Origin of the sequence: Pseudoalteromonas sp. SG41-1 (genome assembly GCF_014164575.1) — a bacterium.
GTDB lineage: Bacteria > Pseudomonadota > Gammaproteobacteria > Enterobacterales > Alteromonadaceae > Pseudoalteromonas > Pseudoalteromonas rhizosphaerae.
The window spans coordinates 141,603-156,184 of the sequence record NZ_JACJFL010000001.1 but is presented as its reverse complement, the minus strand read 5'-3'; the positions used below and the strand labels follow the sequence as shown (position 1 = coordinate 156,184).

13 protein-coding genes are annotated in these 14,582 nt (G+C 40.3%); 8 read left to right on the top strand and 5 right to left on the bottom strand.

Features of this window, described 5'->3' with window-relative positions; translation table 11 throughout:
• Entirely contained in the window at positions 1 to 930 is a 930-nt protein-coding gene (locus tag H5203_RS00715) for an alpha-E domain-containing protein (protein WP_145233168.1), read from the top strand.
• Between the two features lie 82 nt (positions 931 to 1,012).
• On the opposite strand, the gene H5203_RS00710 is transcribed toward H5203_RS00715, so the two are convergent.
• The 3 genes from H5203_RS00710 to H5203_RS00700 all read right to left on the bottom strand — a co-directional run bounded on the left by H5203_RS00710 (position 1,013) and on the right by H5203_RS00700 (position 4,486).
• Complete coding sequence (locus H5203_RS00710; protein ID WP_182730608.1) at positions 1,013 to 2,758, bottom strand: AMP-binding protein; 1,746 nt, start codon at positions 2,756 to 2,758, stop codon at positions 1,013 to 1,015.
• 201 nt (positions 2,759 to 2,959) lie between these two features.
• On the bottom strand, positions 2,960 to 3,406 hold the full coding sequence (locus tag H5203_RS00705; RefSeq protein ID WP_145233170.1) for a DUF3010 family protein: 447 nt from the start codon (positions 3,404 to 3,406) through the stop codon (positions 2,960 to 2,962).
• Positions 3,407 to 3,472: 66 nt separating this feature from the next.
• Positions 3,473 to 4,486, bottom strand: coding sequence for an endonuclease/exonuclease/phosphatase family protein (locus tag H5203_RS00700; protein WP_182730607.1), 1,014 nt, complete (start codon positions 4,484 to 4,486; stop codon positions 3,473 to 3,475).
• Between the two features lie 258 nt (positions 4,487 to 4,744).
• Here H5203_RS00700 and thrS point away from each other — a divergent pair, with 258 nt between their 5' ends.
• From thrS to H5203_RS00670, 6 genes are all read left to right on the top strand, one after another.
• On the top strand, positions 4,745 to 6,655 hold the full coding sequence (gene thrS / locus H5203_RS00695) for a threonine--tRNA ligase (RefSeq protein WP_145233174.1): 1,911 nt from the start codon (positions 4,745 to 4,747) through the stop codon (positions 6,653 to 6,655).
• Positions 6,656 to 6,714: 59 nt separating this feature from the next.
• On the top strand, positions 6,715 to 7,278 hold the full coding sequence (infC, locus tag H5203_RS00690) for a translation initiation factor IF-3 (protein WP_145233176.1): 564 nt from the start codon (positions 6,715 to 6,717) through the stop codon (positions 7,276 to 7,278).
• Positions 7,279 to 7,486: 208 nt separating this feature from the next.
• Positions 7,487 to 7,687 (top strand): 50S ribosomal protein L35, encoded by a 201-nt coding sequence (gene rpmI / locus H5203_RS00685; protein ID WP_004587840.1) that lies wholly within the window; start codon positions 7,487 to 7,489, stop codon positions 7,685 to 7,687.
• A gap of 15 nt (positions 7,688 to 7,702) precedes the next feature.
• Positions 7,703 to 8,065 (top strand): 50S ribosomal protein L20, encoded by a 363-nt coding sequence (rplT, locus tag H5203_RS00680; protein ID WP_008110477.1) that lies wholly within the window; start codon positions 7,703 to 7,705, stop codon positions 8,063 to 8,065.
• Between the two features lie 173 nt (positions 8,066 to 8,238).
• Entirely contained in the window at positions 8,239 to 9,312 is a 1,074-nt protein-coding gene (locus tag H5203_RS00675) for a sensor histidine kinase (protein ID WP_145233178.1), read from the top strand.
• Positions 9,309 to 10,133, top strand: a complete 825-nt coding sequence (locus H5203_RS00670) for a LytTR family DNA-binding domain-containing protein (protein WP_145233180.1) — start codon at positions 9,309 to 9,311, stop codon at positions 10,131 to 10,133. Before H5203_RS00675 ends, H5203_RS00670 begins: the two co-directional genes overlap by 4 nt.
• Before the next feature lie 105 nt (positions 10,134 to 10,238).
• On the opposite strand, the gene pyk is transcribed toward H5203_RS00670, so the two are convergent.
• A complete protein-coding gene (pyk, locus tag H5203_RS00665; RefSeq protein ID WP_145233183.1) occupies positions 10,239 to 11,675 on the bottom strand; it encodes a pyruvate kinase in 1,437 nt (478 codons plus the stop codon).
• Positions 11,676 to 12,079: 404 nt separating this feature from the next.
• On the opposite strand from pyk, the gene gndA reads away from it, so the two are divergent.
• Complete coding sequence (gene gndA / locus H5203_RS00660) at positions 12,080 to 13,453, top strand: NADP-dependent phosphogluconate dehydrogenase (RefSeq protein ID WP_145233185.1); 1,374 nt, start codon at positions 12,080 to 12,082, stop codon at positions 13,451 to 13,453.
• Positions 13,454 to 13,539: 86 nt separating this feature from the next.
• On the opposite strand, the gene ansA is transcribed toward gndA, so the two are convergent.
• Positions 13,540 to 14,550 carry an asparaginase gene (ansA, locus tag H5203_RS00655; RefSeq protein WP_182730605.1) on the bottom strand — a complete coding sequence of 337 codons (1,011 nt, stop codon included), beginning with the start codon at positions 14,548 to 14,550 and terminating at the stop codon, positions 13,540 to 13,542.
• Between the last annotated feature and the right edge of the window lie 32 nt (positions 14,551 to 14,582).

Genomic DNA, 14,582 nt, shown 5'->3' with positions numbered 1-14,582 from the left:
ATGTTATCAAGAGTAGGTGAAACTTTATATTGGGTAGCTCGTTACGTTGAACGTGCAGAAAATGTTGCACGGTTAATTAATGTCAACAACATGCTGATGTTGGATTTACCTAAAGGCGTATGTACAGGCTGGGAGCCATTAATAGATATTATTGGCGCGCGTCAGGCGTATGAAGATAAACACGCTGATTACACAGAGCAAAAAGCGCTGCGTTATTTACTTGTAGGTAGTGATAATGGCTCGTCTATTTTAAATTCTATTATCTATGCTAGAGAGAGCGCTCGAACAATTCGAGACGTAATGCCTCGCGATGTATGGGAAGAAATTAACTCCCTTTATTACTATGTAAAAGATAATCAAAAAGAAGGGCTTGCTAAGCGTGGCCGATTTGCTTATCTAAAGAAAATCATCGAATCAGCCCATCAAATATTTGGTGCTTTAGATGCGACTATTAACCATGATCATGGTTTTACGTTTATCCGCTTTGGGTCGTTAATAGAACGTGCTGATATGACGTCACGGATATTAGACATTCGTTCAGAGACGTTGATCACCAGCGATGAAGCAAAACCTTATGAAAATATTCAGTGGATCAGCTTATTGCGCTCGCTTAGTGCTTATCAAATGTATCGACAAGAGATGAGCGTACGGGTGCAACGTGCTGATGTATTAGAATTCGTGATGCACAGTGAAGTATTTCCACGGTCAATTTTGTTTTGCTTAATAGAGCTGAAAACGCTGATTTCACCTTTGCCAAACTCTACAGAGATTATAAATTTAATAGATGCAGTGGTAAAACAATTGAAAGCTGAAGATGTAAGAGCGCTTAAAAATGGCCACTTACACAATTATATGGATCAAATCCAAATTGAATTAGCGGGCATTCATAATGCATTAGCGCAAACGTATTTTTTAAAACCGCCAGAATAGGCCTGTTAAGCTATTAATCTTATAATACGCCCAAGGTTTTAAATTACATTGGGCGTTATTAACTAACGTGAGCTTTGGCTAATTATGAAAACGCGTTGTCTTTTAATTGTGCTTGCATTTGTTCGCGCATTTTAAACTTTTGTAGTTTTCCGGTAACCGTCATAGGGTAACTTTCAACAAATTGAATATGTTTTGGTATTTTAAAATAAGCTAATTTATCTTTTAAGAAGCTGCGAATTTCTTGCTCTGTTAACACGGCATCATCTTTAGGCTGCACCCAAGCACATACTTCTTCGCCGTACTTGTCGTCACTGATGCCAAAAATAGCAGCATCTTGCACACCAGGGTAAGTGTAAAGTACTTCTTCAATTTCGCGCGGGTAGATATTTTCGCCACCACGAATGATCATATCTTTAATTCTGCCCACTATTGCAACAAAACCTTCCGCATCCATTACACCTAAATCACCAGAGTGTAGCCAGCCTTCTTTATCGATAGTTGCGGCGGTTTTTTCTTCATCATTCCAATAGCAACGCATAATACCCGCACCACGGCTGCATACTTCGCCAGCAAGCCCTATTTTTTGTATATTACCCACTTCGTCAATAATTTTTACTTCTGTATGCGCCAGCGCGCGGCCGACGGTAGTAACTTGTTTTTCAATGGATGAGTCAATCTCCGTGGCATTATTAATGGGACTGCATTCCGTTTGGCCGTAACCGATAACAACTTCATTCATATGCATCAGCGATTGTACTTTACGCATTACTTGCTCAGGACACGTCGAGCCTGCCATGATACCCGTACGTAAACTGGATAAGTCAAAACGAGCAAAATCTTTTAGTTCCAGTTCAGCAATAAACATCGTAGGTACGCCATGCAGTGCAGTACAGCGTTCTTTTTCAACCACCTCAAGCGTGATTGTTGGATCAAAAGAATCTCCTGGAAATACTGCCGTAGCTCCTTTACTTATACATACTAAATTACCTAATACCATTCCAAAACAGTGATATAACGGCACTGGAATACACAGCTTATCATCTGCAGTTAAGCGCATTGCATTAGCCATAAGAAAACCATTATTTAAAATGTTTTTATGGGAGAGCGTAGCGCCTTTGGGATTGCCTGTTGTGCCGGAGGTAAACTGAATGTTGATGTCTTGATCTGGTTGCAAAGTTGCACCAATGGCGTTGAGCTCAACGCGGTGGGCGGCCGTTGGCATTGTCATAACTTGACTAAAACTAAACATGCCTGCGGCAGGCTCATCACCAATGCGAATAATATTTTTTAAATAGGGGAGGTTTTTTGCCTGCAGTTGCCCAGCTTTTGCAGCGGCAAGTTCGGGCAGTAATTCATTAAGCATGCCTAGGTAATTACTGGCTTTGAAACTTGAAGCGGTTATAAGAGTTGAACACTCGACTGAATTTAGTGCAAATTGTAGTTCGTTTGGACGATACGCTGGGTTAATACAGACCATGATTGCGCCAATTTTGGCGGTCGCAAATTGGGTTAAGCACCACTCAAGGTTGTTTGGTGACCAGATACCAACACGATCACCTGGTTTTACACCTAAAGCCAGTAACCCCATTGCCAGCTGGTTGATCTGCTGCTGATATTCTTTATAGCTTAAACGAATGTTTTGATGATGCAGCACTATCGCAGGGTGGTCTGGATTATTGTCGACAATGGAGTCGAAGTAATCACCTATGGTTTTATTGATCAATGCTGGGCTTTGTGCTCCTTTATAGTAGCTATGCTCTAAGCCAGCTGTATCTTTGACTGTTTTATTCGCATCGGTTGCAGTTGTATTATTGTTACTTATTTGCATGTACGGTCTCCGTGTCAATGTTGTGAGAGTCTACTCAGTTAGAAAAACACAGATTGTCGACAAATGAAAGCGCTATACGACCAATGTAGTAATAAAAATGATAAATATTAGGCAATAAAAAACGCTAGCTGTAGCTACAACAAAAACATTGCAGTACACACTAGCGTAGTATCTGATTATAAATTGAACTCTAATTGAAAATTAAAGCTCTTCGCTGCGGTAGGTTTTTTTCATTAAATGTACATATGCATTTACAAACGCATTTTCTTGGTACTTTTTAAGCCCCGTTTCAGCGAAATCAATAGGAATAGGATTACGTTTTAATTGTTCTTTGATCTCGGTTGTACTGAATAAATAAACACTCAGCTCAGGGATCAATTGAATTGCAGTTTCCATTTTGAAACCGTTCGCACTACCGGCAAATTTACCTTTAGGCGCACGTTGACGAATAGCAACTGAGTCAATTTGATAGTCCTGCATAAGTTTCGCAAAATCAAATTGGAATTTACGCATTACTTCAGTGTCATTACCATTACCTAAGGTAAAGCGAGTTTGGCGAATATCTCGTATATCAAATACATCGTTATCTTTTGTTAAAATACACAGTAGTACGTCACTACCGGTAATTTCTACACCGCATGTTCTCATTGTCATTCTCTAAATAACTAATTTGGGCAGCATTATATCAATTAAACGCCTTAAAAACAGTGCATTTTAAAAACCGATTTCAATCCCAATGCCACTGTGGTCGCTTACGCAGATATCTTCATCAATTTGGTTTGGATTTAAGTGTTTATCAAAGCTTAGATAGTGCAACGATTTTATCCGCGATAATGCACAATCAGTATTAAAGTGTCCTGAGGTCAAAATATAATCAAGCACATTGCCACGACCTTGATAGTAATGTGTTGCTGGTTTTACTTTACCATTTGCCGATTCACTGCTTAATTCAAACGAATCAGTTAATCCTACAATGGGTTGTTCAAGCTCTAAACAGGGCTCGCAACGAGTAGGGTGAAATCCTTGGGTCATGAATGACAGCGCAGGGCTGTCAATATTGTCGTTAAAATCCCCCATTACTAATGTTGCACAGTTTTTTTCACGCTGGGTTTTTAGCGCATCATAATAAACAATCGAAGCTTCCAGTGAGCGTGATATTTGCGATTGCATCATGCCAACGGTTTGTTGTAATAGATTTAATAAGGGATCGTCTTGATTATGAATGTTTAAAATATGCGCCATTGAATGCACCCGTTGTGATTTAAAGTGCACCACGTAGCAGGTTAAATCACCAAATTCAGGTACATCAAAACTGCATTTAATAGGTGTGCGATTAAATTTAAATTCATTTTGATTATTTAAGTACTCAAGTAGTTCTGGGCAAGGGGTGAGTTCGTGGCATGCTTGAAAAGGGATTTTCGCGGCAATCGCCACCACAGGGTTAAATAATACCTGTGGATAGAGATGATCACTGCGTGGACTGGCAACAGTAGCAAAATAGTCATAGCCTTGCTCTTTACACAAAATTGCCAATTCTTTGGGGCTAAACACCTCTTGGAAAGCAACAACCATTGCTTGACTTTGCTGTAGGAAGTCAGTGATAAATTGCTGTTTTTGCCGCCATTGCGTTGCGTTGTAACGTTCATGTAATTGATAAAAAGAATAAGGTGGCGCCGTAAAATTAAGTAAATTTAAAGTGGCAAAACGGATACGATTAGACGTCGTCATTAGGTTATCCAACAGCTGAAATTAAATTAAGTATGAAATGCGAGGGTTATTTGTCAATTTGTCTGGCTAAATACTTGTATTTAGTGGCTCCAAACGCGACAATAACCGCTTGTGTTTGCTAAGACTCAACAAATACATTAACCAAATACGGTTAAAATTAACAATGCTTATTCGTAAAAGCGTTGTCGAGTTATTCATTTTAATTTAATAAATACATGTGATGCATTGTAGGCGTCACCACTGTAGTAAGGACTTATAATGCCAGTTATTACTCTTCCTGACGGCAGTCAGCGTAGTTTTGAAAACCCTGTAAGTACACTTGATGTAGCCAATGATATCGGCCCAGGCTTAGCAAAAGCCACTATCGCTGGTCGTGTTAATGGCACTCGCGTTGATGCCTGTGATTTAATTTCTGACGATTCTCGTCTTGAAATCATCACCGCAAAAGATGATGACGGCTTAGAAATAATTCGTCACTCATGTGCTCACTTGATAGGTCATGCAGTTAAGCAACTGTTTCCTGATGCAAAAATGGCCATTGGTCCAACGATTGATAATGGTTTTTACTATGATATCGATATGGAACATTCATTAAGTCAAGATGACTTAGAAGCTATTGAAAAGCGCATGTTGCAACTTGCTAAAACAAACTACGACGTGGTTAAGAAAACCGTAAGCTGGCAAGAAGCCCGTGATGCATTTGCAGCGCGCGGCGAAATGTACAAAATTCAAATCCTTGACGAAAACATCGCTAAAGATGACCGTCCAGGATTATATCACCACGAAGAATATATCGATATGTGTCGTGGTCCACACGTACCGAACATGCGTTTTTGCCAACATTTCAAAATAATGAAAGTAGCCGGTGCCTACTGGCGTGGCGATTCAGATAATAAAATGTTGCAGCGTATTTATGGCACTGCATGGGGCGATAAAAAGCAACTTAAAGCCTACTTACAACGTTTAGAAGAAGCCGAGAAACGTGATCACCGTCGTATTGGTAAAGCACTTGATTTATGGCATTGGCAAGAAGAAGCGCCAGGCATGGTGTTTTGGCACAACGATGGTTGGAGCATTTACCGTGAACTTGAAGAGTTTGTGCGTGAAAAGTTACGCGAGTACCAGTACGAAGAAGTAAAAGGTCCAATGATGATGGATCGTTCTTTATGGGAAAAATCAGGTCACTGGGAAAAGTATTCAGAAGCAATGTTTACCACTGAATCTGAAAAGCGTGAATACGCAATCAAACCAATGAACTGCCCAGGTCACGTACAGATCTTTAATCAAGGTTTAAAATCGTACCGTGATCTTCCACTGCGTATGGCTGAATTTGGTTGTTGTCATCGCAACGAGCCGTCAGGCGCACTTCATGGTCTAATGCGCGTACGTGGCTTTACTCAGGATGATGCCCATATCTTCTGTACTGAAGAGCAAATCATGGATGAAGTATCAGCGTGTATCCAAATGGTTTACGATACGTACGAAACATTCGGCTTTGAAAAAATTGTGGTGAAGCTGTCAACACGCCCTGAACAGCGTATTGGCGAAGATCATATGTGGGACAAAGCAGAGCTTGCATTAGCTGATGCACTGAAAGCAAATAACATCGAATTTGATTATTTACCGGGTGAAGGTGCTTTCTATGGTCCAAAAATTGAATTTACTTTGTACGATTGCTTAGACAGAGCGTGGCAGTGTGGTACAGTGCAACTAGATTTTGCATTACCAGGGCGTTTAGGGGCAACTTATGTTGCTGAAAACAACGAACGTCGTACACCTGTTATGATACACCGTGCAATATTGGGCTCTATCGAGCGCTTTATCGGTATTCTTACAGAAGAGTACGCGGGTTTATTCCCGACTTGGCTTGCACCAAAGCAAGTAGTGATTATGAATATCACTGATAAACAAGCTGCTTATGTGCAGGAAATTGTACAAAAATTAAATAAACTTGGAATTAGAGCCGCTGCTGACTTGAGAAATGAGAAGATTGGCTTTAAAATCCGTGAACACACATTAAAACGTATCCCATATTTACTTGTTGTTGGTGATAAAGAAGTTGAACAACAAGAAGTAGCTGTACGTACCCGCACAGGTGAAGACTTGGGCAAATTTAATGTTGATGAATTTGTCGCTAAAATTAGCGAAGAAATTAAAAATCGACTATAAAAACTCTGCGTGTAGGGCATACATTTAATTGCTAACTACACGCTTATTATTTGATATTCTTGGAGGAACGTACTATTAGAGGCGGCAAGAAAGGGCAACAAACAGCCCAAAAAAATCGTATTAACGAAGAAATTACAGCTCAAGAAGTTCGCTTAATTGACATTGAAGGCGAGCAAGCTGGAATTCAGTCATTAAAAGACGCGCAAACTATGGCTGATGCCGCTGGTGTTGATCTAGTAGAGATTAGCCCAAATGCTGAGCCGCCTGTTTGTAGAATCATGGACTACGGTAAGTTCATCTTTGAAAAAAGCAAAGAACTAAAAGAGCAGAAGAAGAAGCAAAAGCAAATCCAGATAAAAGAAATCAAATTCCGTCCTGGCACGGATGAAGGTGATTATCAGGTTAAGCTTCGCAACTTACGTAAGTTCTTAGAAGGTGGCGATAAAGCTAAGATTACCATCCGCTTCCGTGGTCGTGAAATGGCCCACCAAGAAATTGGTATAGAATTATTAAACCGTATCAAAGGCGATTTGGAAGAGCTTGCAGTTGTTGAGTCTTTCCCTAATCGTGTTGAAGGTCGCCAAATGGTTATGATGATGGCACCTGTTGCTAAAAAGCAATAAACAAGCTAAGATACGCAGCGAATTTAGCTCAGGTCACCAAGTAATATGCAAATATTCACCTGTGCTAACCGGTAATAAAGTAAAACTGCAGCATTTATGTTGGGTTTTCACCGGAATATGGCAGTAAGTTAGGCCTAAAAGTGGAGCTATAGCAATATATCTCACGCCTGCTTACTAATTTTAAAGCAATACATTTGGAGTTATTGCAATGGCTTATAAGCTAAAAAGTCACAGAGGCGCGGCTAAGCGTTTCAAAAAGACTGCTTCTGGCGGTTTCAAGCGTAAACAAGCGCATCTTCGTCACATTCTGACTAAGAAAACTTCTAAGCGTAAGTTACACCTACGTCCTAAGATGATGGTTCATAAGAACGACCATGGTCTAGTTTCACGTATGTTACCATTCGCTTAATAGGGGTTTTTAGAAATGGCAAGAGTTAAACGCGGCGTTGTCGCACGTGCACGTCACAAAAAAGTTTTAAAACAAGCAAAAGGTTACTACGGAGCACGTTCACGTGTTTACCGCGTAGCTTTCCAGGCTGTTACTAAAGCGGGTCAATACGCTTACCGTGACCGTCGTGCGAAGAAACGTACTTTCCGTCAATTATGGATTGCACGTATCAATGCTGCTTCACGTCAAAATGGTCTGTCTTACAGCCGTTTTATCAATGGTCTTAAAAAGACATCTGTAGAAATCGATCGTAAGATCCTTGCAGATATCGCTGTTTATGACCAAGTTGCATTCGCAGCGCTTGTTGCAAAAGCTAAAGAAGGCCTAGCGGCAGCTTAAGCTTTTAAAATAAGTATTAAAAAGGAGCCTATGGCTCCTTTTTTTGTGGCTAAAATAAAGTTTTCACCAACAGTTATTTGCGGTAAGGCTCGTGAAAAGCGAGATAGTCGGTAGTGATCCCAACCGCGCTAACGCTATATAATAATTACAAATAAATGAGGTAATTAACTATTTTGAATTGGCAATCCTTAGTTGATAACCGCCAACGCTTTTTCTGGGTCTTACAGATTGCGGGTTGGATCGGTTATGCACTTGTTAACTACATTGGCTCAAAAGTCTTTGAGATGCGCGATATTTATGTATTTGTGATCGTACTCAATGCTTACGCCGGGTGTTTAATGACTGTGCCATTGCGCTATATGTATCGCAAAGCCTGGAATGCATCTCCTTGGGTTTTAATGTTAGTAGTGTTCGGCGCTTCGTACATTACAGGCACTTTATGGGCGGTAATACAGAAATTTAATTTATGGGAGATTTATCGCCATGGTTATCGTCCTACAGAATGGTTTTACTATCTGCAACAAGGCTTAGATTCGGTTTATATTATTCTTTGTTGGAGTGGTTTGTACTTTGGCATTAAATATTATCAACTACTGCAAAGTGAGCGCCAAAAAGCCCTTAAAGCAACAACGATGGCGCATGAAGCACAACTGAAAATGCTACGTTATCAATTAAATCCTCATTTTTTGTTTAATACTCTTAATGCTATATCTACGTTGATTTTGGTAAAAGAGAATAAAGATGCTAATTTAATGGTGTCAAAGTTGAGCGACTTTTTACGTTATACACTCAATACCGATCCGATAAAAAAAGTCCCACTTGAACAAGAGTTGCATGCACTGATGCTTTATCTTGAAATAGAGCGAGTACGCTTTGATGAACGGTTGCAAGTGAATGTGCAAATCAGTGATGAAGCAAAAAATGCATTAGTGCCGAGTTTAATATTGCAACCGATCATCGAAAATGCGATTAAATATGCAATAGCTCATCTTAGCGAAGGGGGAGTAATTGATATTAAAGCACAAGTTTTTGCTAATGAACTATTATTGGAAGTAGGTGATAATGGCCCCGGTACTGAATTACTTAATGGCCAATTAGTTAATTCACAAGGGGTAGGGGTGGCAAATACGAAAGACCGCCTGAAAACTTTGTATGAAAATAACTATTCGTTTGTGTTATCACATAATACGCCAAGTGGATTGAAAGTGAATCTGCGCGTTCCGTTTGAGAAGGCTGTGAAGAAATGAGCAAGATTAAGACCCTGATTGTCGATGATGAACCATTAGCCCGTAGAGGGTTAGCGGTAAGATTAGAGGAGTTTGATGATATCGAAGTCATTAAGTTATGTAACTCTGGTCAAGAGGCTATCGATGCATGCCAAGCAGGGAAAATAGATTTAGTTTTTTTAGATATTCAAATGCCTGGAATGAATGGGTTTGAGGTTGCCAGAGCACTCAGTGAAAGTGTCAGAGCGTTACCTGCTATTGTATTCGTAACCGCATTTGATCAGTTCGCAGTCAAAGCATTTGAGATTCATGCTTTAGATTACATCCTTAAACCAGTCGACGACAACAGACTAAAACAGGCGGTAGAAAAAGTGCATACCTACTTGAAGACGCAACAAGACAACGCCCATAAAAAGAAATTGGCGAGTTTTGTAGCTGGAATTACTGGTAATAATTGTGAAGAGATTTTGAAAAAACTGGCAACTGGCGATACATTAACAGATCGCCGTTACCCAGAATCTTTAGCGGTGAAAGAGCAGGGTGAAATAATCCGTGTACCTGTAGCAACAATTCAATGGGTTGATGCCGCTGGTGACTATATGTGTTTACATTGCCAAGATGGTCAAACGCATATTTTACGAAAAACTATGAAAGAACTAGAACAGGAACTTGATCCTCAGCTATTTGTACGTGTACACCGCAGTGCGATTGTAAATACTAAACAAATTAGCAAGCTTGTAACTCAGGTAAGTGGTGAGTATTTATTAGTGCTTGAGAACGGCCAAGAATTAAAAGTAAGCCGTAGTTATCGCGATAAAGTAAAAGCTGCGTTAGCAAGTTAACTTAGAAACGGGCTCAATAGCTGTTATATAACGAAGTAAATTAAACCATGTGTTTTAAATAAAAAAACGCGAGCCTTGGCTCGCGTTTTTTTATAACTGCGTTAATTAAGAAACAGTAACAATTTTCATAGTATTGGTTGCACCAATCGTTTCCATAGCATCACCATGAGTGATGATCACAGTATCGCCAGATTGTAATGAACCCGCATTCACAAGTGTGTTAAGGGCATCTTTTACCATGTTATCTTTTTCACATTGTGTTGAGTCAAAGAATACCGGGTAAACACCACGATATAATGCTGTTTGACCAAGCGTACTGGCATGACGAGACAATGAATAAATAGGTAAGCCAGAGCTGATACGTGACATCAATTTTGCTGTGCTACCTGATTCAGTTAAAGTAATAATCGCTTTTACTGAATCTAAATGGTTTGCCGCATACATAGCTGACAATGCAATTGATTCTGCATTAGAAGAGAAACGACTATCTAAGCGATGCTTAGAAACGTGAGTTTCTTTTTGTGATTCTGCCCCTAAACAAACGCGCGCCATGGTTGCCACGGTTTCTTCTGGGTAATCGCCTGCCGCTGTTTCAGCTGAAAGCATTACCGCATCAGTGCCATCAAGGACTGCGTTGGCAACATCCATAACTTCTGCACGGGTAGGCATTGGGTTATCGATCATTGATTCCATCATTTGTGTTGCTGTGATCACGGTACGGTTAAGTGAGCGAGCACGACGGATAATGAGTTTTTGTTTACCCATTAAGGCAGCATCACCAATTTCAACACCTAAGTCACCACGAGCAACCATCACCGCATCTGAAGCAAGGATAATATCATCAACTGCTTCTACCGTTTCAACGGCTTCAGCACGCTCAATTTTAGCTAAAAGCTGTGCTTTAGAGCCTGCAGCTTCAGCTAGTGAACGCACATAACGCATATCGTCGCCACTGCGTGGGAATGATACTGCGATATAATCAACATCAATTTCTGCTGCAGTTAATAAATCTTCTTTATCTTTATCAGTGAAGGCTGGAGCAGTTAAACCACCACCTAAGCGGTTGATGCCTTTATTGTTAGATAACACGCCACCAACAGTTACTGTGGTATGCACTAAATGACCTTCAACATTTACTACTGTTAATTGAATTAAACCATCGTTTAAAAGTAGTAAGTCACCAGGGGCAACATCTTGTGGTAATTCTTTATAATCAATACCTACGGCGTTGATATCGCCTAGGCCTTTTTCCATTTTTGCATCAAGAATAAATTTTGCACCAACAGGTAGCGTTACTTTGCCATCTTTAAATGTCGATACACGAATTTTTGGGCCTTGTAGATCGGCTAAAATAGCAATGTGCTTGCCTAGTTTTTTGGCAATGTCACGCACTGCTTGGGCACGGTCTTTGTGATCTTGTGCAATGCCGTGTGAGAAATTCAAACGCACTACGTTTGCACCAGCACGGATTATTTTTTCTAAGTTGTTATCTCGATCGGTTGCAGGTCCAAGGGTCGCGACTATTTTTGTGCGTCTAAGCATCAAATTCTCCTGTAGGCTTACAATGTTGTAAGCAGGTTGACGGTTTTTCGTTATTTATAGGTGTTAGTTTAACTGACACGCATAATACAGTTTTTACTGACAGCAAATAGCGCGTTGACATCAAGGTAACGTGTAAAGCTGTCATTATTTTATACAAAAAAATTATGACCACATTATGACACCGGTGTCAGGTCTCGTCAATGCTCGACTCAGAAATCCATATCAGGAAAATTTATCGCCCCGAGGCAACGGTTGTTTGATATAATCACTGTATCTTGCGTGTTTGTCTTGCGCAAAGCGTTGTATCTGTTGTCTAGGCTCGCAATTTTAAGTGGCTTGGGTATATAATGCGCGCGGTATTATTTCATTTACTAACCAATAGTTGTTACCGAGGAGGACACTAAATGCAAGTTGCATTAGTAGGGTTAGGCGTTATGGGTAAAAATCTTGCTCTCAACTTGATTGAACAAGGGATGACGCTAGTAGCTTATGATAAAAACCCAGACGCGGGCGAAGAGCTATTAAGCTGTGCTAAATTACAAGGCATGGCAGATCGTCTGCACATTGTGTCTGATTTAGGTGATATGGTAAAACGGTTAACGCCGCCTCGCTCAATTTTGTTATTAGTGCCAGCGGGTGAGTTAGTCGATAAAGTTTGCAGCGATTTAGTTGATGCAGGCGTTGATTGTGACGATATTATCGTCGATTGTGGCAATAGTAATTATAAAGACGGTATTACTCGTAAACTAAAATATCAAAATAAATTTGAATTTGCCACTATGGGGATTTCTGGCGGTGCTGAAGGCGCGCGTCATGGTCCTGCGATGATGGCAAGTGGTTCAGAAGGCGGCTGGGAACGCGTTGAGCCATGGTTTGAAAAAGTAGCAGCAAGCTACAAAGGTGAATCGTGTTTTGCCCGTGTTGGTCAATCAGCCAGTGGTCACTTTGTAAAAATGGTGCACAACGGAATTGAATATGCATTAATGCAACTAATCGCAGAAATGTATCAATTATTACGCTTAGGCACTAACCGCACTCCACATGAAGTTGCAGAGATTTTTAATCAATGGTCTGAAGGCACACTCAATAGCTATTTATTATCTATCTCAAGTCATATTTTATCGTTAGAAACCGATGCGGGTGAAGCGTTAGTTGATTTGATTGATAATAAAGTTGGCGCGAAAGGCACGGGTTTGTGGACGGCACAAAATGCATTAGAACTGGGTATAGCCGTTCCTTCATTGGTTGCAGCTGTGCAAGCGCGTCACTTAACCAATACTGGTGACACACATGCAGCGAAAGAAATGACCTATGCAGCTAAATCAACTTCACAGGTTGAATTAGATTTAGATGAACTTAAAGATGCCTTCTTGTTTGCAAGTTTACTGGCTTATCGTCAAGGCCTTGCGCTGATCAAAGGTGCATCACGTGCACATCAATGGAAAGTCGATTTATCTAAAACACTGCAAACATGGCGTGCTGGTTGTATTATCCGTGCTGATTACTTAGATAACATCGCTGAAGGTGTTGAGTTTATCGACACTTTAGAAAAAGAGTCATTAGCGCTGCGTAAAATAACAGGTCAAGCAATGATGACTGGATTAGCATTTCCGGTACTTAGCTCAACGCAAACGTATTTTGCGACGTTGACGACACCAAGCAATGGTCATCTAGTACAAGCACAGCGAGATTATTTTGGTGAGCATGGCATTAAAACTCATAGTGGTGAGGTATGTCATTTAACTGATTTAGTAGAGATTGACGCGAAAGTACGTTAATTAGGCCAATAAGTTAAAATGAAAGGCACGCTAATTAGCGTGCCTTTTTAGTTTAAAAAAATAGTTTTTATTATAAAGCGCTCAGCTTATCTACTTAACTCACCACGTAAGTTGTCTTGCATTAAATGGCGAATAGTTTCAATTTCAAGCTTTTGGCTAAATAAGTAGTGTAATTTAGTTAAGCATGCCTCTAAGGTCATATCGTAACCGCTGATCACACCAATGTTAAGTAATGCGTTACCAGTTGCATAGCCGCCCATATTTACATGCCCTTTTAAACACTGGGTTAAATTGATGATAACCATACCGCGCTTACTTGCGCTGGAGAGGATCTCTAAAAAGTCTGGATCTTGTGGTGCATTGCCCACACCAAAGCTCAATAATACGAGGGCTTTGATATTGTCGTTTACCAGACTTTTAACTACAGCATGACTGATCCCTGGATACAAGTATAAAACACCAATAGGTTGCGGCGTGATGTTGGTGACTTGTAGCTCATTTTCAACATACGGGCTCAACTGGCCTTTTAATAATTGAATATTAATACCTGAGAGAGCCAGTGGGTCTAAGTTAGGGGATGCAAAGGCATCAAAGCCATCGGCATGTGCTTTAGTTGCACGATTGCCGCGAAATAATTGATTATTGAAAAATAGACTAACCTCAGCAATCGGATAATTAGCCGCTAAATACATCGCATTAAGTAAATTTACTTGGCCATCAGAGCGCAATTGCGACAGTGGAATTTGCGAGCCTGTCACTATCACTGGCTTTGTTAAGTTTTCAAACATAAAGGACAAAGCAGATGCGGTATACGCCATGGTATCTGTACCATGAAGCACGACAAAGCCATCATAATCTTGGTATTTACTTTTAATATCATCAGCAATTAGTTGCCAATGAGCAGGGGACATGTCTGATGAGTCAATCAGCGGGCAATACTCGTGAATATCGAATAAGGGCATTTCATCACGATTAAATTCGGCATTGTTTTCTACGGTTTGTGTTAAAAAACCTTCAGCGGGAATATAGCCTCGACTCGATTTTTTCATCCCAATCGTACCGCCAGTATATGCGATATAAATACGTTTACGTTTCATAAAAAAAGCCCAGTAAAAAAACTGGGCTTAGT